The sequence below is a fragment of the Acinetobacter sp. USHLN143 genome (assembly GCF_037145695.1).
Taxonomy (GTDB): domain Bacteria; phylum Pseudomonadota; class Gammaproteobacteria; order Pseudomonadales; family Moraxellaceae; genus Acinetobacter; species Acinetobacter fasciculus.
Map to the genome: position 1 here is coordinate 14,415 of NZ_JBBCWZ010000033.1, position 17,988 is coordinate 32,402.

General features: G+C 45.0%; 15 protein-coding genes. 6 read left to right on the forward strand and 9 right to left on the reverse strand.

The window, feature by feature from the left end; all coding sequences use genetic code 11:
• The first annotated feature begins 28 nt into the window (after nucleotides 1-28).
• Genes WFH18_RS10020 through WFH18_RS10035 form a run of 4 tightly spaced genes read left to right on the forward strand, consistent with a single transcriptional unit; the run spans nucleotide 29 to nucleotide 3,597 of the window.
• Nucleotides 29-853, forward strand: coding sequence for an acetyl-CoA carboxylase carboxyltransferase subunit alpha (locus tag WFH18_RS10020; RefSeq protein WP_004278263.1), 825 nt, complete (start codon nucleotides 29-31; stop codon nucleotides 851-853).
• Nucleotides 790-2,166 (forward strand): tRNA lysidine(34) synthetase TilS, encoded by a 1,377-nt coding sequence (gene tilS, locus WFH18_RS10025; RefSeq protein ID WP_081400833.1) that lies wholly within the window; start codon nucleotides 790-792, stop codon nucleotides 2,164-2,166. Before WFH18_RS10020 ends, tilS begins: the two co-directional genes overlap by 64 nt.
• Nucleotides 2,167-2,168: 2 nt before the next feature.
• A complete protein-coding gene (proC, locus tag WFH18_RS10030) occupies nucleotides 2,169-3,008 on the forward strand; it encodes a pyrroline-5-carboxylate reductase (protein WP_148334988.1) in 840 nt (279 codons plus the stop codon).
• Between the two features lie 19 nt (nucleotides 3,009-3,027).
• Complete coding sequence (locus WFH18_RS10035; protein ID WP_004732929.1) at nucleotides 3,028-3,597, forward strand: YggT family protein; 570 nt, start codon at nucleotides 3,028-3,030, stop codon at nucleotides 3,595-3,597.
• A gap of 360 nt (nucleotides 3,598-3,957) precedes the next feature.
• Here WFH18_RS10035 and polA read toward each other — a convergent pair whose 3' ends face one another.
• Nucleotides 3,958-6,720 carry a DNA polymerase I gene (gene polA, locus WFH18_RS10040; RefSeq protein WP_004732926.1) on the reverse strand — a complete coding sequence of 921 codons (2,763 nt, stop codon included), beginning with the start codon at nucleotides 6,718-6,720 and terminating at the stop codon, nucleotides 3,958-3,960.
• A 161-nt stretch (nucleotides 6,721-6,881) separates the two neighbouring features.
• Between polA and WFH18_RS10045 the strand changes: the two genes are divergently transcribed.
• Complete coding sequence (locus tag WFH18_RS10045) at nucleotides 6,882-9,590, forward strand: DUF2339 domain-containing protein (protein ID WP_336754797.1); 2,709 nt, start codon at nucleotides 6,882-6,884, stop codon at nucleotides 9,588-9,590.
• Between the two features lie 47 nt (nucleotides 9,591-9,637).
• Here the strand turns inward: WFH18_RS10045 and WFH18_RS10050 are convergent, their stop codons facing one another.
• Together WFH18_RS10050 and WFH18_RS10055 are read right to left on the reverse strand one after the other, a co-directional pair.
• Nucleotides 9,638-10,561 carry a mechanosensitive ion channel family protein gene (locus WFH18_RS10050; RefSeq protein ID WP_005261908.1) on the reverse strand — a complete coding sequence of 308 codons (924 nt, stop codon included), beginning with the start codon at nucleotides 10,559-10,561 and terminating at the stop codon, nucleotides 9,638-9,640.
• A 9-nt stretch (nucleotides 10,562-10,570) separates the two neighbouring features.
• Nucleotides 10,571-11,350 (reverse strand): hypothetical protein, encoded by a 780-nt coding sequence (locus tag WFH18_RS10055; protein WP_162924849.1) that lies wholly within the window; start codon nucleotides 11,348-11,350, stop codon nucleotides 10,571-10,573.
• 144 nt (nucleotides 11,351-11,494) lie between these two features.
• Here WFH18_RS10055 and gspE point away from each other — a divergent pair, with 144 nt between their 5' ends.
• Nucleotides 11,495-12,982 carry a type II secretion system ATPase GspE gene (gspE, locus tag WFH18_RS10060; protein ID WP_005267419.1) on the forward strand — a complete coding sequence of 496 codons (1,488 nt, stop codon included), beginning with the start codon at nucleotides 11,495-11,497 and terminating at the stop codon, nucleotides 12,980-12,982.
• Between the two features lie 50 nt (nucleotides 12,983-13,032).
• Here the strand turns inward: gspE and WFH18_RS10065 are convergent, their stop codons facing one another.
• From WFH18_RS10065 to WFH18_RS10090, 6 genes are all read right to left on the reverse strand, one after another.
• Nucleotides 13,033-13,425 carry a DUF4951 domain-containing protein gene (locus WFH18_RS10065; RefSeq protein WP_005103334.1) on the reverse strand — a complete coding sequence of 131 codons (393 nt, stop codon included), beginning with the start codon at nucleotides 13,423-13,425 and terminating at the stop codon, nucleotides 13,033-13,035.
• A 183-nt stretch (nucleotides 13,426-13,608) separates the two neighbouring features.
• Complete coding sequence (locus WFH18_RS10070) at nucleotides 13,609-14,034, reverse strand: organic hydroperoxide resistance protein (RefSeq protein WP_005103335.1); 426 nt, start codon at nucleotides 14,032-14,034, stop codon at nucleotides 13,609-13,611.
• 102 nt (nucleotides 14,035-14,136) lie between these two features.
• Nucleotides 14,137-14,964: a carbon-nitrogen hydrolase family protein gene (locus tag WFH18_RS10075; RefSeq protein ID WP_336754800.1), complete on the reverse strand. Its 828-nt coding sequence runs from the start codon at nucleotides 14,962-14,964 to the stop codon at nucleotides 14,137-14,139.
• A 20-nt stretch (nucleotides 14,965-14,984) separates the two neighbouring features.
• The gene (gene gigB, locus WFH18_RS10080) at nucleotides 14,985-15,503 is read right to left on the reverse strand and encodes an anti-anti-sigma factor GigB (protein ID WP_005103337.1); all 519 of its coding nucleotides are present in this window, start codon (nucleotides 15,501-15,503) and stop codon (nucleotides 14,985-14,987) included.
• Between the two features lie 112 nt (nucleotides 15,504-15,615).
• Nucleotides 15,616-16,584, reverse strand: a complete 969-nt coding sequence (gene gigA / locus WFH18_RS10085; RefSeq protein ID WP_004732911.1) for an RsbU family protein phosphatase GigA — start codon at nucleotides 16,582-16,584, stop codon at nucleotides 15,616-15,618.
• A 103-nt stretch (nucleotides 16,585-16,687) separates the two neighbouring features.
• A complete protein-coding gene (locus tag WFH18_RS10090; protein ID WP_004278245.1) occupies nucleotides 16,688-17,587 on the reverse strand; it encodes an MlaA family lipoprotein in 900 nt (299 codons plus the stop codon).
• Nucleotides 17,588-17,988: the final 401 nt, after the last annotated feature.

Genomic DNA, 17,988 nt, shown 5'->3' on the forward strand with positions numbered 1-17,988 from the left:
CCTTTATAGGGATGAAAACGGTTAACCTATGAAAAATAAAGCGACTCCATCAAAAGCATGGGCGACAGTGCAGATTGCACGTCATCCAGAACGTCCACAATTCCTGGACTATGTGGGTGAAATATTCACTGAATTTGATGCTTTACATGGTGACCGCCTATATGGTGATGATGGCGCGATGATTGGTGGTCTGGCTCGTTTTGATGGTCAACCGGTGATGATCGTTGGTCAGCATCGTGGTCGTAGTACCCGTGAAAAATTACAGCATAATTTTGGCATGAGTAACCCGGAAGGTTATCGTAAGGCACAGCGTCTGCTAGACATGGCAGAGCGTTTTAACCTGCCAGTCTTTACTTTTATTGACACTATGGGTGCTTATCCGGGTGTCGGTGCAGAAGAACGTGGTCAGGCTGAAGCGATTGCCACCAGTCTGGCTCAGCTTTCTAACTTGAAAGTACCTGTGATTGCAACTGTACTGGGTGAAGGCGGTTCAGGGGGTGCGCTGGGTATTGGGGTGGCAGACCGTGTGGTGATGCTCTCTCACAGTATTTATTCGGTGATTTCACCGGAAGGCTGTGCCTCAATTCTCTGGAAAACCGCTGAAAAAGCTGAACAGGCCAGTGAAGCCTTGGCTCTGACTGCAGAAAAATTGCAGAAAATGGGTATTGTAGAATATGTGGTGGATGAAGGTGAGGGTGCTCATTTAAATCCGGATCAGGTCATGAACAGCTTGAAAGCAGTGCTGAAAGAAGCTTTGAATGAACTACAACCAATGGAAGCGCAAGCACGATGCGAAGCACGTTACCAACGTTTAATGAAGTTTGGCAGCGACAATTTAGGTCTGGTTTCTTAAAACAGCTGCAGGACTTTCCTGCAGAGACAAAATTTCTCATCGGATGCAGTGGCGGCGTAGATTCTATGCTGTTGCTGCATCTGATGTTTTTTTTATGCCCGGAAAAAGTCCGGGCAATTTATGTGGATCATCAGCTGCAAAGTATCAGTAGTGCATGGGGCACTTTTGTTCAGCAGCAGTGTCGGCAACTGAATATTCCCTGTATCATTCAGCCCGTCAATGTCGCCAGTGGCAATTTGGAACAGCAAGCGCGCAATTCACGTTATCAGGCCTATCTGCAACATTTACAAGCGGATGAAATGTTGGTGCTGGCACACCATCAACAAGATCAGGCGGAAACCCTAATGTTGCGTTTATTGTCTGGCGCCGGCGTTGATGGTTTAGCAGCCATGAAACAGATCGATATACGTGAAAATCTGACGATTTGGCGGCCACTACTGAATATTTCCCGTGAGCAGATTTGCCAATGGGCATCAGATCTGAATATTGAGAATATTGAAGATCCGACCAATGATGATACCCATTATGACCGGGCCTGGGCACGCCAGACCCTGTGGCCGGTATTAAGCGGACGTTATCCTAAAATGCAGGCCGCCTTGGTGCGAGCCAGTGAGCTGATGCAGGATGCTCAAGATATTTTACAAGAAGTGCTGCAACAGGATTTAGCGTCTTGTGGGACTGAAACGCAGCTTGATCTTGGTGAATTTCTACAGCTTTCAAAATCAAGACAACATCAATTACTCTCTGCCTGGATGAAAGGTAAACAACAGTATCGTCCATCCTTGGATATGGTGGAGCGTTTGCAGCGCGAAGTGATTTATGCCAAGCAAGATGCTCAGGCGGCATTGCATTGGCAAGGCTTTTACTATGTACGCTATCAGCAGCAATTATATCGTTTGGCCGCAGAGATCTATTTAGCTGATCAACAACAAGTTCAAACTAGCCCGAAAACTATAAAATTCGCTTTAAAAGACAGCGTGCAGGTTTTGTCAGGGAAATTTATCATTCAGCCTGCACAGTTAGGTTTATCGGCTGCATTATTGCAGCAACCTTTGCATTTGCAGCAGCGTCAGGGTGGCGAAAAAATTCATTTATATGGCCGTGTCGGTACCTGGCCACTGAAAAAAGCCATTCAGGAAGCGCAAATATTTCCTTGGGCTCGGCATACTATTCAAATATTAAGCACAGATAATGTTATGCTAGGCGTGTTTACCCCTAAAGGATTTTGGTTGGCCCAATCTGCATATTGTGAAGCAGGCGGATGGCTACCGATTTCAGTTTCTTCAACTTTAGAACTCAACGATGAGCATTGAACATGAGTGCAGCTTTAAATTGTAATATCTGTTTTATTGGTGGCGGTAATATGGCCCAAGCCTTAATTGGCGGTCTGATTTCACGTGGTTTGCCAGAAACACGTATTACAGTTTCTGATCCGGTCGAAAAAGTCCGTGCTTTATTGGCGGAAAAAGAAATTAATGTGACCGGGGATAATAGCGCTGCAATTCAGGATGCAGATATTGTCGTACTGGCGGTAAAACCTCAGGTTTTGGCTCAAGTGCTGCAACCATTAAAAGGTCTGGTCAATAATAAGCTGATTATTTCCATTGTTGCTGGTGCAGAAATTGCCACATTGTCAGCATTATTGGGGACTGAGCGCATTGTACGAGTTATGCCGAACACGCCAGCACTGGTACAGACTGGGGCACATGGTTTATATGCCAATGCATTTGTGGAAACGAGTGACCGTGAGCTAGCCAGTCAGGTTCTGGCATCGACCGGACTGACCATTTGGGTTGACTCAGAAGCACAAATTGATGCAGTCACTGCAGTCTCGGGTTCGGGTCCGGCTTACTTTTTCTATATGATGGAAAGTATGATTCGTGCGGGTAAAAATTTAGGTCTGGATGAAAAAGTTGCAACTGCACTCACCTTGCAGACCGCTTTAGGCGCGGCGCAAATGGCGATTACCAGCTCGAATACGCCGGCTCAGTTACGTAAAAATGTGACTTCTCCAAATGGGACTACACAGGCGGCACTTGAAGTCTTTGATCGCGCCCAGATTTCTCAAAATATTCAGGCGGCACTTGCCGCTGCACAAAAACGCAGTCAAGAACTGGCACAAGAGCTCAGTGAAAGCAGCAAATCTTCAGTTTAATTTTTAGGAACGTTCAAGTATGGGTGCAAATTCTGCGCTAATTTTTGGCATTATCATTAACGTCGCGATTTTGCTCGTATTCTTCCGATTTTTAATGCAACTGGCAGCGGTCAGTCCTTACAATCCTGTGGTTCTTTCTACCGTGAAAGCCACTAAAATTGTAGATGTATTTGGTCGAATTTTCCCAACCTTGGCCAAAGGCCGAGTCAGTACTGCTGCTTTGGCATTATTGGTCGTGCTCTATCTGCTTAAAATTTTTGGCATGATGTATCTGTCAGGTGGGATGCCGAATGGGCCTGTCCATCTGATTATTCTGACTTTTGTTACCATGATGCAGGATCTGATCCGTTTCTGTCGTTATTTGATTTTCGCTACTATTATTTTAAGCTGGGTGGTGATGTTTACCCAATCCCGTTCACCTTATATTGAAGTAGTTCAGGAACTTGCCGAGCCATTGCTGGCACCTTTCCGCCGGATTATGCCAAATATGGGCATGATTGACCTGTCTCCAATCCTGGCAATTCTGGCCTTGATTGTGATTGAAATGATCATGAACCAGGTGGCAATTGTATTGTTAACGGGTTTTTAATCTGAATGAAAAGAAAAGGACGCTGAGGCGTCCTTTTTATTTGCTCCTCCCTTTAGAAAAGGGAGGTTGGGAGGGATTTGTTAAACTTGCCAAACCTTGACAAGTTTTAATCGAAGTGCAAGAAGAAGATGGGATTTTAACCTCTCCCTAACCCTCTCCTGAGAGGAGAGGGAACTTGGATGCTCTTAACCAGTAGTGCTGCTGATTTCCTAAAAATAGAAAAATATGCGTTCAAAACTTGATAGTAGAAAAGATTTTAATATCGCTGCCTGTAGATGAGGATTATAAATTAAAATCCCCTCCATCCCCTTGCGGAATATATTCCTCATCTCCTATAAGGAAGATGGGGTTAAAGGCACATTAATGCGCCTCATCCCAGTTTTTGCCTTTACCCACTTCTACCACCAATGGTACAGAAATCTGCAATACCGATTGCATCACTTCTGCCAGTTTAGGTGCGAGTTCATCGGCAATGTCTTCATCCACTTCAAATACCAGTTCATCATGTACTTGCAACAGCATTTTGGCCTGATCTTTCGGCAACATCTTGTCGACTTCAATCATCGCCATTTTAATGATATCCGCAGCCGAACCTTGTAGCGGAGCATTAATCGCAGCACGCTCTGCCGCTTTACGCACCATCATATTACGGGCATCAATATCTGGGGTATATAAACGGCGTCCGAGCAGGGTTTCAACAAAGCCTTGTTCTAATGCGACCTGACGGGTACGTTGCATATAGTCATAAATGCCCGGATAACGGTGGAAATATTGCTTGATATAATCCTGTGATTCCTGACGGGTAAAGCCCAACTGTCGGATCAAACCAAACTCGGACATGCCGTAAAGTAGGCCGAAGTTGACGGCCTTGGCCTGACGGCGCTGGTCATTGGTCACTTCTTCCAGAGGAATGCCTAGAACTTCAGCTGCAGTACGGCGATGTACATCCTGACCATGAATAAAGGCATCCAGCAGGGCTTCATCCTGAGATAAATGTGCCATGAGACGCAATTCAATTTGTGAGTAATCGGCTGCCAGCAAGACACGGCCTTCAGGTGCCACAAAAGCCTTACGGATTTGACGGCCAATTTCGGCACGAATCGGAATGTTCTGCAGGTTTGGATCAGTCGATGATAAACGGCCAGTTGCAGTCAGTGCCTGATGATAACTGGTATGCACACGATGGGTATCAGGATTGGCCTGTTTGCATAAGCCATCGGTATAGGTACTTTTCAGCTTGGACAAACCACGATATTCCAGAATTAGCTGGGCAATCGGATGTTCAATTTTTTCCAGTACACTTTCACTGGTACTGTATTGTCCGGTGGTGGTTTTTTTACCGCCTTTTAGCCCCAGCTTTTCAAACAGAACTTCACCGACCTGTTTAGGTGAGCTGACATTAAAGCTTTCACCGGCAATTTCCATGATCTGGTTTTCCAGATTGTGCATGGTGTTGGAAAATTCGCCCCCAAGCTGATCCAGAAAAGCAAGATCCAGTTCGATGCCGTTTTCTTCCATTTGCGTCAGTACACGTGCGACCGGAACTTCAATATTATGCAGAATATTCACCAGTTCAGGGTGTGCCTGCAATTTGCTGCTCAAGACTTCATAAAGGCGATAGGTGACATGTGCATCTTCTGCGGCATAATGTGCTGCAGTTTCAAGTTGAATCTGGTTGAAGGTCTTCTGTTTAGCACCTTTACCGGCCACCTGTTCATAAGTCGTGGTCAGATGACTCAAATACAGACGGGCCACATCATCCATGCCATGACGGGTTGCGACAGAATTCAGGACATAGGAAGCCAGCATGGTGTCGAAATACCAGCCTGCCAGATGAATGCCATGATTTTCCAGTACATGTGCATCATATTTTAGATGATGACCAATTTTCTTTACAGACTCATCTTCCAGAATTGGTTTGATCTGCGCCAGAATTACTTCACGATTCAGCTGCTCCGGTGCGCCTTCATAATCATGTGCCAAGGGAACATAATAAGCATTCTGCGCATCGAAGGCGACCGAGAAACCGACAATCTGTGCAATACGATAATCCAAACTGGTGGTTTCGGTATCAAAGGCAAAACGTTTTTCGGTACTTAGGCGCTCAAACAGTGTGTCCCAGTCCTGCTGGCTTAATACTGTGTGGTAGGTCGCTTGACCTAGCTGGTCATCACTGCTGGTCACAGACGCATGGTCTTCCAGAGGTTCGGGTGCTGCAAGCGCTTTGGCGTTAATAGATTTTGCTGCTTGCTGGTAATTTGAATTATTCGGGTTGTTCGGGTGATCTAAGGACTGCAGCTGGTTACGGAATTCCAGCTCGGTGTACAAATGACGTAAGGTCTCGACATTCGGCTCACACAGTTTTAAATCGTCATAACCAAAGTTAAGATCCAGATCGATCACAATACTGGCCAACTGGTGATCCAGTGCAATGCCATCGACATGTTCTTTAATATTTTGACCGACTTTGCCTTTGATCTTGTCGACATTTTCTAAAATTCCGCCGATCGAGCCATATTCAGTGAGCAGTTTTGCTGCCGTTTTGGCACCTACACCTGGCACGCCCATAATGCCATCTGATGCATCGCCCATCAGGGTGAGATAGTCAATAATCTGATTCGGCCAGACGCCAAACTTTTCAAACACACCGTCGACATCCAGCGGTTTTTCTTTAAAGCTGTCTTCCAGGGTGACTTTTTCGGTCACCAGTTGTGCCATATCTTTATCGCCCGTAGAGATCAGCACCTGATGTCCCATCGCCTCGGCACGTTTGGCCAGTGTCCCAATAATGTCATCGGCTTCGGCACCTGGCAAGGTATGCAGGGGAATGCCCAAAGCGCGGATCAAGGCATGTAGATAAGGAATCTGTTCGGATAATTCCGTTGGCATGCTGGGACGGTCACCTTTATAAATCGGTGACAGCTCGTGCCGGAAGGTTGGCTCTGGGGTATCGAAAATTACCGCCATATGGGTCGGTTGGGTCCGGCGCATCAGTTTTTGAATAGCAGAAATCGCACCACGAATTGCATTGGTATGTAAACCGGTTGACGTGGTTAATGGTGGCAGTGCGTGAAAGGCACGAAATAAAAAGTAAGAGCCATCGACCAAGACAAATGGTGGCATGTAATCAATTCCTTATTCAAAATACAGCGCTATTGTACGTGATTTTTACCGCGCTCGCTGAGGCGAGTCTGAGTTTACAGCTTAGCGAATATCGGCCGAAGATGAAATAAGCAGCACAAGCTGTTGTATGATGGAACGATTCAGGAAAGAGAAATATAAGAATGGCTGCAGGACGGAATGAGTTACGCATGATCTGGCTGATTACCTTGCTGATTACCGGGATCAGCGCCTGGTATCTGGGTTATCAGATTGTGACTTATCTGTGTGGTTTGGGTTTTATCTTTAGCGTGATGCAATATGTCACTGCGGTAGAAGCACCGCTGAATCAATTGGCCGGACAGCAGCAGATGTCCCTAGAACGCAATTCTAAAGTTCCTTTATATATTTCTTCAATTACTGCCATTGTTGGTGGACTGGCTGAACTGGATTGGCTGATGGGAATTGGGATTACGGCCTGGGTATTCTTTTTGCTCAAGTGGCTGCAACGTCTGGAAGGGCGCTTGATACAGCTGCAATCACAATCTCTTTCTGCCGATCCCTTACAGCGATCACCGGATCGATCCGATTCTGTTCCATTGGTGAAAACCGAGTCTGCCCAAGAGGTAAACGATTCTCCTCATCTGGTAGATCAACTGCAGCGCTGGCTTTTTCAGGGGAATCCTGTCCTCAAGGTCGCAATCAGTATTTTGGTGATTGGGATTATTTTACTGCTGCGCTTTGCCACTGAGCACTGGCAACTCAGTCTGGCTGCAAAATTGGGCCTGGTTGCACTGGCAAGTGGCTGTGTAACAGGTCTGGGTTATCGCCTGATGCAAAAAAATCGGAGTTTTGCTCTGGCACTGGAAGGACTGGGTTTGGGGAGTCTGTTCCTGACCTTATTTTTTGCCTATTACAATCTGGTGATTCCCACGTTACCGTTGGCGACTTTGCTATTCCTCATCATTCTGGCCATCACTTTGTATTTAAGTCTGAAACAGGAAAGCATCGAACTGGCCTTGATGGCTTTGCTGATTGCTTATCTGGCGCCGTTTACCTTGCCTACCCGCGATGCTTCGGCTGTTGAGTTGATTAGCTATTATCTGCTGATCAATATCGGGATGGCAGTGCTGAGCAGTTTCCGACCATGGAAGATTCTCAATCAAATTGCTTTTTTAGTCACTGGGGTCGTTGGCGGGATATATAGCCTGATTCATGGTTATACATATGAGCGTTATGCCATGACTGCGCTGATTCTGGCACATAGTGCACTGTTTATCTGGCTAGGTTTCCGCTTTAGCCAGTTGCTGGCACGACAGGATCTCTCACGTTTTCAGTTAAAACCGGTATTGGACTTAGCGCTGATTTTTGCTGCCCCTATTACCGCTTATATTTTTCTGTATCTGATTCATTTTAATCAGCCCAATCAAAAACTCTGGCAAGCTGGGTTAAGCCTGTTCTTTGCACTGGTCTTTGCCGCTTGCTGGACACTGTTGCGCCGTAAACAAACTATCCAGCTCATTTCGCAGAGCTATCTGAGCCTGATGCTGATTTTTCTCGCCTTGGTGCCACCGATCTTATTGACAGAGCAATGGAGTGTGGTCGGCTGGGCCGTTGAAGGTGTTCTGATTTATTTGTGGGCCTTGGAAAAAAATGTCCGGGTAGCACACTATCTGAGCATGGGCTTATTGCTGATGGCCGGATTCAGCAGCCTGTATTATCTGGTCGAGATTAATCCAACACCGCGAGTCATTTTCTGGATTTTGAGTCTGTGCTATGTGGCAGTCGTAGTCATCAGCCAGCTTAAAAAACAGTACCAGCAGCAGATGGATAGTCTGAGTGTCAGCTTTTTAAGCAGCGTGAGTGTCGCGGCCAGTCTGATGTTATTTGCCTTGCTGGAAGATGAATTTCCGAGTCAGCATGCCTATGTGCTGAGTTTATTTATCATCACACTGGGTTATGTACTGTTCAATGAAATGATCCTGCGCAAAACCCAGGAATGGTCCTGGTTACTGCCGAAGTGGAGTGGCATCTCGCCCTTGCTGGTCATTGCGGCGATTCTGACCCTGGATCGTAGTCAAAATGCGGTGATTGTCTGGAATAGTAGTTTTGAACGTGGAGTTTTTGCCCTTTCTACGATGCTACTAGCCATTTTGTGGCTTAGACCGTTGGCTGGCTTGCAGCTCTCCAAGGAGTGGATGAGCTTTGGTGTTTTTAGTAGTCTGGCTTTGGCAAGTGTATGCCTGATCCCGAACATGCCTTATCTGAGCATGGTGATTTTACCTTTATTCTTCTGCCTGTGGTGCTATCGACAGGATGTGCAGTCAGGTTGGCAGCAGCTTTGGCAAACCAAGAGCTGTTTATTGCTGATGGGAAGCTGGCTGGTATGTTCACAGCTGTTTAGCCAGCAAGCCTTTCAATATTACTGGCTGCCGATCCTGAATCCTTTTGACCTGATCAGTATCGCCATGTTTGCCAGTTTTATCTGGATGCTGTTACAGCAAATCAAGGTGGGACGTGATAAAGGCATGATGGCGGTTTTAATGGTACTAAGCCTGTTATGGCTTTCCAGTTATATTGTTTTAAGAGCTTTACATGTGTATCTGCAGACACCGTTTAATGAGCTGGCATTATGGAGCAATGCAACAGTTCAACTTAGTCTGACCATACTCTGGGTATTGCTGGCCTGGATCACCATGTGGACAGCAACACTCAGAAAACTGAAACCGATGTGGATTTTAGGTGGCAGTATTCTGGTGATTGTGACTTTGAAACTCGTACTATTTGACCTGTCACATATTGGCACCCTGACCCGGGTGATTTCCTTCTTGCTGGCGGGTGGGGTGATGCTGCTGATTGCTTATATTGCGCCGATGCCGGAGAAGGAGCTTTGAATCCTCTCGCTAACCCTCTCCTTTAAAAAGGAGAGGGAATCTAAGGGTTATTTCAGATCAGGCTCTCTTTTGAGGGTCTTTTCATTGGCATATTGATCGATTTCTTCATTTTCCAAAGGGCGGGAAAGTGGGTGATCGACAAAGCCCATTTTCGGCACCGGAATTTCAATCTGGTTATCGACAAAGCCGTTGCGAATCCGTTCCTGCATTTCATCACGAACTTTCAGGTAGTTTTCCTGTTGGCACCACACTGCAAACAGCAGTTCAATCGAAGATTCACGGAAAGCGGTAACGGTGACTGCAGGTTTCGGGTCGGCCAGAACCAGTGGATACTTGTTGGCAACATCCAGCAGAACTTCGCGCACCTTGATAATATCTTCATGGAAATTGATTGCCAAGGTAATCGGAATCCGCCGTATCGGAAATTTTGACAGGTTTTGTACTGGCGCCCGAATCAGTTGTTCATTTGGCAAACGCACATAGATATTATCTTGGGTCAACAGTTTAACCGAGAGCAGATCAATCGAGATCACTTCACCTTCAATGGTATGTCCACGAATCAAGGTAATCTGGATGGTATCACCGACTTCAAAAGAACCTTCACCAATCAGGAACAGGCCACTGATCAGGTTGGATGCTGATGTTTGCGAAGCGAAACCCAGTGCGACCGTTAAAATCCCGGCAGCGCCGAGGAAGACACTGAGTTTAAAACCGGCTTCCTTGAGGCTGGCCATCACAAACAACAGGAAGATAAAATAGAAAATCCCGCGGCGCCAGACCAGTTTTTGATGAGCATTAAAACGTACACCAATGGTGCGAATAAAGGTATTGGAAATAAAGCGCGCAATCAGGAAACCAATAAAGCACAACACCACCGCCACCAAAACTTCGGTCAAACGATCGGTATTGATATTGGTAAATACTCCCTTCAGGCTGTTGGTGACTTCGGTCGGAATATTTGAACTTGGCATCAGACGCCCTTAGAAAAATGAATCAAACATATTAAATAATGCACCTGCTGGATCACGCGGTGGATGCAGATAGGCCACTTCACCAGCATTTGGTGGCGTGCGGTTTTCGACCCGAATCCGTGGTGGACGGTCCGAACTTTCATGCAAAACGCGGATTTGCGAGGTCCATAAGCGGCCGGTACTTTCACTGTAAAAAAGCGGCAGGGCAGGCACTGGCACATTCATTCGGTCAAAGCGCAATTGCTGGTTACTGGTATTGTGAAACTCAATTGGCGTGACTGCACGAAAGGCTCGCGGATGTAACTGTTTCAGTTCGGTTCTGCCATCAACTGCGGTGGCGTAGCAGATTTCCCCCGAACGGTGATTAGGTCCAAACCAAGTGTCTTTTGGCAAGATTACCGGTAAATCGAAAATCGGTTCGCGTTGACCCTCGACAAAACCGGCAATCCATAAGGGCGTGCTGATATAAAGCGTACCGCGCTGTCCAGCAGGAATATAAATCGGATCGACTGGTTTAATCACCACAGAACGGTCTGCAAGACGTGGCATCAGTTGCAATTTTTTTTGCGTGGATTTGAACATATAGCGTTCAATTTTCACAGGTGGGGGAAAGGCAAAATTCGGATCATCAATCTGATGCCATTGCTGTTCATAATCATATTGCACAGAAGGGCGGAAATATTCCAGTCGCCATTCCTGAATCCCTCGGGTCAGCCGAAACAGCAAGGAGCCAAACTGCCAGGCTTTAGACTGATTTATTTCAAAATTCTGTTCTCCCCACCAGCGCATTTTTGCTGTATTCGGGATTAATTCATCTTTATCTCGCGGCAATCTTGGCACCCTTTCTTGCTAAATCTTTGAAAACATACTTCACGCTGTCATATGCTTAGAGTACACTCAATTTAAATTTTTTCATCATTATTATAATCCGCGATGCAAGTACTTAAACAATTACAAATCCCATATAGCTTCGCCAAGCGCCATGGTGTGCTGTTGCGTTATGAGGGAGATCAGGCCTTTATTCTGCGTCGTGACAATACCTCGATGCTTGCATTGCAGGAAGCTCGCCGTCTGCTCGGTTATCCGGCTCATTTTCAACTCTGTAGCGAACAGGAATTTAACCAGTTACTCAGTTCCAGTTTTGCCGGCGATAGCGGCGAATCGCAACAGGTCGCTGCCGGTCTGGAAGATCATCCGGATTTACTCAGCCTGGCTGATTCCGTACCTGAAGCTGAAGACCTGATGGATCAGGAAGATGATGCGCCGATTGTGCGGCTGATCAATGCATTGCTCTCAGAGGCGATTCGTGTCGGGGCTTCCGATATTCATATTGAATCTTTTGAGAAAAAACTGTCGGTGCGTTTACGGGTCGATGGCCAGTTACGCGAAATTGTACAGCCACGCCGTGAACTGGCACCGCTTCTGGTTTCACGGATTAAAGTCATGGCCAAACTGGATATTGCCGAAAAGCGTATTCCTCAAGATGGCCGTATTTCATTACGCTTGGCCGGCCGTGAAGTCGATGTCCGTGTATCCACCTTGCCATCTTCTTATGGGGAGCGGGTGGTGATGCGTTTGCTGGACAAGCAGGCCGGCCGTTTGAACATGACCCATTTGGGTCTGATGAATAATGACTATGATCGACTCAAGACCTTAGTACATCGCCCGCACGGGATTATTCTGGTGACTGGCCCGACCGGTTCGGGTAAAACCACCACCTTGTATGCGGCACTTTCTGACCTGAATGACGGTTCCAAGAATATCCTCACAGCTGAAGATCCGATTGAATATCAGCTGGAAGGCATTGGACAAACGCAGGTCAATACCAAAGTGGATATGACCTTTGCCCGTGCGTTAAAAGCGATGTTACGTCAGGACCCGGATGTGGTCATGGTCGGTGAGATTCGTGATCTGGAAACGGCAGAAATTGCGGTACAGGCATCCCTGACTGGACATCTGGTGTTATCCACCTTGCACACCAATACCGCGATTGGTGCGGTTACGCGTCTGAAAGATATGGGAATTGAACCATTTTTGCTTTCCAGTTCTTTAATCGGGGTAATTGCCCAACGTCTGGTGCGTACCTTGTGTCCACATTGCGCGACTTGGCATGAAGCAGATGCTTTCGAGAAGAATCTATTTGGCAATATTGAGCATCCCCAAGATTTAAAATTACCGCAACCTCAAGGCTGTGAACGTTGTGGCAATACTGGCTTTAGTGGTCGTACCGCGATTTATGAAATTGTGCCAGTCGATGATCATATGCGCCGTTTGATTCATGGCAATGCGGCTGAATATGAAATCGAAAGCTATGCACGTCAGCAGTCAGGTTCCATTCGTGATGATGGTCTGCGTAAAGTATTGGCCGGAAAAACCACGATTGAAGAAGTATTGCGAGTAACCAACGAAGCAGTAGAATAATTTTTTAATCTGCTCGCTTTATCATAATGATCGTCAGGACTTTTGGACATTTACCAGAGACTGACGATTTTTTTCATGAGTTGTGCACGAAAAGGTGCAGTCGGATTTCCCGGATTACGCAGAGTTTCATTTTCATAAAAGTTCTGCCAGGCTTGTGCCATTGCTAAACTCAGTCCTTCCTGTTTCATTGTTTCAACATCTGCCTGAGTAATATTGAGAAAACGGGCTTCAGCATCTTTGGGGCCAGCGCCCCAGCCAATAATCCCTTTACCAAATTCAGGCAGAATCATATTGTTGGGTGTTGCAGGAATGGGTAGGCGTTCAATTTCAGTATTGAGCAGAGATTTTATTTTCGGACGGATTTTTTCTGAGAGATAAAGATCTGCAAAAGAGGTTGTAGCAGTGAGGAGCAGGAGAGAATTCAGAAGAACTAGTTTTAACATCAATATAAATCGAATAAATGTAAATAAGAATCATTATATATAATTTCTTAAGTTTTTGCTGCAGTTTTCAAGTGGGGAAGAGAAGTAGCTTTTGACAAAAGATGAAGCGGGTAAATTTTGAAATTTATAATTGAAGTCTAGCTATCCTGAAACTTTTTTCAGGATAGCTGTTAAATAAAAAAATTAAGTAATTACGTTTAAGTTCACATCAATATTATTACGGGTCGCATTTGAGTATGGACAGACAATATGCGCAGCATCCACCAGTTTTTTTGCTTCTTCCTGATCCATGCCTTCAAGATGGATGTTTAATGTCACTTCGATCCCGAACCCGGTAGGAATCGGACCAATCCCAACATCACCTTCAATATAGGCATCTTTACTGATATTGAGCTTGTCACGATTGGCAACAAATTTCATTGCACCCAAGAAACAGGCGGAATAACCTGCGGCAAAGAGCTGTTCAGGATTGGTTCCACCGCCTGGTCCCCCCATTTCTTTAGGTACGGCCAATTGGACGTCCAGAATCTGATCGTTAGAAATGGCGCGGCCATCACGGCCCCCTGTGGCTTTGGCATGTGCGGTATAGACGGCTTTTTCTAATGACATGAGTTAAATCCCTGTTTATTTTTCGTAGAGCTTCTATGCTCGGTGATTTCACCTGAAGAATAAGCAGGGATTTTGTTATTTTATGCAAGCAAATGAAACGATTCAGGAAAGTTGAAGAAGTCTACGGTGTTGCATTAAAGCCATGGATTCACGCACTTTTTGCTGTTCATTTAAATCAAAGTCGACGGTGATGAGTTGAGCACCTTCTGCATGGATCATATTAAGAAGTTGTCCACGACTATTGGTGGCGGCTGCATGTCCCCAAGTCTGGCGTTTTTCTCCATGCCAGCCTTGTTGAGCTGCACCAAGCACCGAACATTGGCTATCTAGAGCACGTGTTTGCAGAAGAAGCTGCCAGTGCATTTCACCTGTGGTATAGGTAAAAGCAGAAGGTGCGGTCAAGAGGTTTGCACCTTTGGCTCGTAGATTTAACGCTAGTTCCGGAAAACGCAGGTCATAACAGACCATTAAACCAATATTACCAAAAGGGGTTTTGGCTACGACAACATCTGTGCCGGGCTCAAAGAACTTGGATTCCTGATAACCGCCTACAGCATCACCGACTTGCACATCAAACAAGTGAATTTTGTCATAACGCGCTTCGGTCCGTTCCGGACTGATACACAGGCTAACGGTACGCACGCGGCCATCTTCAATGATCGAACCATCCGGACGATAAGGGCAGGGTAATGTACCAGCGACGATCCAGGTGTCATATTGATGGGCAAGTTGTTCCAGACGCTGCTGAATCACTTCAAATTGTGCAGCAGTTTCACGCTGTTTTCCTGCGGCAAAACAGACAAAGTTTTCCGGGAAAACAATCAGTTCAGCTCCATTGGCCTTACTTTGTTGAATTAAAGATTCAATCTCCACGAAATTGGCATCAATTTCATTTTGAGAATTCATTTGTACAACAGAAAGTAAAGTCATAGGGTCCTCTTATAAGATGGTTATACCTTTTGCTCGGAAATTTTATCTAAATTGTCTTGCTCTTTCTGTAGCTGTTTGACTAAAGGTTCAAACATGTTCTGATTGCTTTGATTCAGTTTCATCAAGGTTTTATGCGCATCCAGAACCGTATTCAGCATATTTTGATGCGTGACATATTCTTCCATCAGCGCACGTGTGCAGACATTTGGATCACCACAATAATTCAGAATCACAAACACTTGGCTCAATCCCATACTGTTGGCCAAAGTGGTAATGTCAGAATTGGTAGAAAGCATGACAGCCTGAATATTGTGTACTTGCTTGAGTTTGAGTCCTAGTTTCGCTAAAACACCCAGTACGGTACTGTCAATGAAACTGGTTTCGGTGAGATCAACGATAGCGCCAACTACGTTGTCTTGCTGTTCAATTTTGTTCAGTAATTTGTCTAGACTAATACAAGATTGGGCACGCACTTCGCCGATAAGCTTAAAAATATGCGTTCCATTCAGACTTGCATATTCAACATGACCTGTTGACATATAAATGCCATTTGCAGAGAAGGATATTAAATTATCCCATAGGGTGTATTGATACTCAAGTGGCTGAAAGTAGTAATCAAATTAAGTGCTTATAAAGCCTGTAAATATACTGCTAATTTACGCGGATAAAGCTTAAAAAGGCGATATCGTCAGCCACATGTTCCGGAGCCTGAAAAGATTGATTCTGCAAATGGTGTAATAATTGCGAGAATTGTTCATTTAAACCACCATCAAAAGGTTCCAGTGCGCCATCCGAACAGATAATAAAGCGCGCATTGCGACTTAATACCCATTCATTTTCCTCAACTTCAAGATCTTCGGTTAAGCCCAAAGGGAAACTGCTGGAAGAGAGGATTTTAGGTTCTTGATTGGGTTCAAATATAATCGGTGGAGGATAATGTCCAGCGCTGGACCATTTTAATACATGGGTTTCCAGATTAAGAATCCCGGCAATCATGGTGATGTGCTTTTCAATATTTTCCTGCATCAGCATACCGTTCAGCTTCTTGATCAGCTCGCGCGGCGTCTTGGAGCGACCATGGAAAGCTGCCATCCAGGACGTGAGCAAACTACTGGTGACGCCATGTCCGGATACATCGGCCAAATAGAAAATCACTTCTTTGTCGCTGATTTTCCAATAATCATACCAATCCCCTGAAAGATAGGCTGAAGGCTGAAAATAGGTTTCGACCTCGTAATTGGTCAGTTCAATCGGATTCGGTAACAATTTTTTTTGTAGTTCTGCAGCAGAAGGCAGGTCACGGCTATCCTGGTTACGCTTATATTGTGCATCAATTTTTTGTAATGCCAGATCTGGATTCTCGGGAAGCTTGTTCCAGATCCAGCCGGCTAAAGCACCTTGTTCCCAGGCCTGAGCCAAAGCAGTACCTTCATTTTCTAAGGCCAGTACAATCGTAGGCAGATTCCACTTATATTTCAGATAATCATGTACATCTGCAATCGCAATAATCGTAGAGTCATACAGTTCATGATCATCCAGATAGATCATCTGAACATGAGGAAGCGTATCAAGTACTTGATCTAAGTAAGGAATATCACGAGTCGGTTGAATGAAATACATAAAAAAGTGATTCAATCCCAGGATTGGCTATAAGATGTACTATAACAAGCAAAGTATTGCTAGCGAACAGATTTTCACTAGCAATCATACATGAAGCTTAAACTTAAAGATCTTCGTTTGAAGATTCAATGTTGCTATCACTAGAAGGTGCATCATCAGAATTGTCATCTTCAAAATCATCTTCTAGGAAAAGCGTATCTTGTTCTGTACCTTTCTTTTCTGCAATTGCATAATTGGTACGTTGTAAATAAATATCGCGAATCTGCGCATAGCGATCGCCAGTCAGCACTCCTTCAACGTCCAGTATTTCTGAACGGGTATCGATGGCACGCCAAAACTGATCAGTCCAGTAAAGTCCATCTTCATCTTCGAGAATGTATTTTTGTGGACGAGCTTGACTATCTACAGCAGTACCGATTACGCCACGGACAGAACTTGGACCTAAAAATGGCAACATGATATAAGGGCCAGAAGGCACGCCATAATAACCTAAGGTAATTCCAAATTTTTCCTCTTCATGACTCAAGCCCAGGCGACGCGCTGGATCAGCCAGTCCTAAAGTTGTTAAGGTGTTAATGGTAAAACGACCTAGGGATTTAGCAGCGCGGGCAGGACGACCTTGAATCAGCTGATTCACCACATTCCAAGGTTCACCTAGGTTACTGCGGAACTGGGTATAGCTGCCACGAACATCTTGAGGAACTTTTTCCACATATTGTACGGCTATGGGACGTACCACGGTGCGGTCAATCGCATCATTAAACTGATAGATCTTTCTATTTAACGGTTGAAAAGGATCTTTAACTTCTTCAGCCTGTGCTGCACTGGCATCAACTTTCAGTTGCGTTTGTAATTGTTGCGCTTTGGTCGAGATTTTTGTTCTAAGCGGCGTTTTTGCAGGCTCGTTTTCCAGATTTTCCACACTGGTGGCCGCCTCGGCGAAAACATGTGCGCTTGAAGCTAAAGAAAATAAGCATATAGATAAGTAAATAGAACGATGCATAAGGTAACCTGAGGCCTTTTCTGTGTAAGTAGCACTACTTATTAGTATAAAAATAATAAACGTTATATTCACGAATAGACATCATTTAAGCAAATTTGTATAAAAAATGAATGAAAACACACGAAAAGCTTAAAAAATATACATACAAAATGATTTTCTTGAAAAAGGTGTTGCACGGGCTCTGAAATGCTGTAGAATGCACATCCATCGGCGGTGATGAAGATTAAAACTTCTGATAAAACAGTGGCTTAGTTAAGTTTAATTGAGTTGGGTTTTATTTGATAAGTTTGAAAAATAGTTTTCATTACTGGTTGACTTTCTAGAGATAGAGAGTAATATAGCCGACCTAGCTTGCTGGTGACGAATTAGCAAGAAGATCATTAAGAGATTATGAAGAACAA

What these genes read in the sequence shown, in the direction of transcription:
- WFH18_RS10020 (WP_004278263.1), top strand. Translation starts at nt 29, where the DNA reads ATGAAAAATAAAGCGACTCCATCAAAAGCATGGGCGACAGTGCAGATT.
- tilS (WP_081400833.1), top strand. Translation starts at nt 790, where the DNA reads ATGCGAAGCACGTTACCAACGTTTAATGAAGTTTGGCAGCGACAATTT.
- proC (WP_148334988.1), top strand. Translation starts at nt 2,169, where the DNA reads ATGAGTGCAGCTTTAAATTGTAATATCTGTTTTATTGGTGGCGGTAAT.
- WFH18_RS10035 (WP_004732929.1), top strand. Translation starts at nt 3,028, where the DNA reads ATGGGTGCAAATTCTGCGCTAATTTTTGGCATTATCATTAACGTCGCG.
- polA (WP_004732926.1), bottom strand. Translation starts at nt 6,720, where the DNA reads ATGCCACCATTTGTCTTGGTCGATGGCTCTTACTTTTTATTTCGTGCC.
- WFH18_RS10045 (WP_336754797.1), top strand. Translation starts at nt 6,882, where the DNA reads ATGGCTGCAGGACGGAATGAGTTACGCATGATCTGGCTGATTACCTTG.
- WFH18_RS10050 (WP_005261908.1), bottom strand. Translation starts at nt 10,561, where the DNA reads ATGCCAAGTTCAAATATTCCGACCGAAGTCACCAACAGCCTGAAGGGA.
- WFH18_RS10055 (WP_162924849.1), bottom strand. Translation starts at nt 11,350, where the DNA reads ATGCGCTGGTGGGGAGAACAGAATTTTGAAATAAATCAGTCTAAAGCC.
- gspE (WP_005267419.1), top strand. Translation starts at nt 11,495, where the DNA reads ATGCAAGTACTTAAACAATTACAAATCCCATATAGCTTCGCCAAGCGC.
- WFH18_RS10065 (WP_005103334.1), bottom strand. Translation starts at nt 13,425, where the DNA reads ATGTTAAAACTAGTTCTTCTGAATTCTCTCCTGCTCCTCACTGCTACA.
- WFH18_RS10070 (WP_005103335.1), bottom strand. Translation starts at nt 14,034, where the DNA reads ATGTCATTAGAAAAAGCCGTCTATACCGCACATGCCAAAGCCACAGGG.
- WFH18_RS10075 (WP_336754800.1), bottom strand. Translation starts at nt 14,964, where the DNA reads ATGACTTTACTTTCTGTTGTACAAATGAATTCTCAAAATGAAATTGAT.
- gigB (WP_005103337.1), bottom strand. Translation starts at nt 15,503, where the DNA reads ATGTCAACAGGTCATGTTGAATATGCAAGTCTGAATGGAACGCATATT.
- gigA (WP_004732911.1), bottom strand. Translation starts at nt 16,584, where the DNA reads ATGTATTTCATTCAACCGACTCGTGATATTCCTTACTTAGATCAAGTA.
- WFH18_RS10090 (WP_004278245.1), bottom strand. Translation starts at nt 17,587, where the DNA reads ATGCATCGTTCTATTTACTTATCTATATGCTTATTTTCTTTAGCTTCA.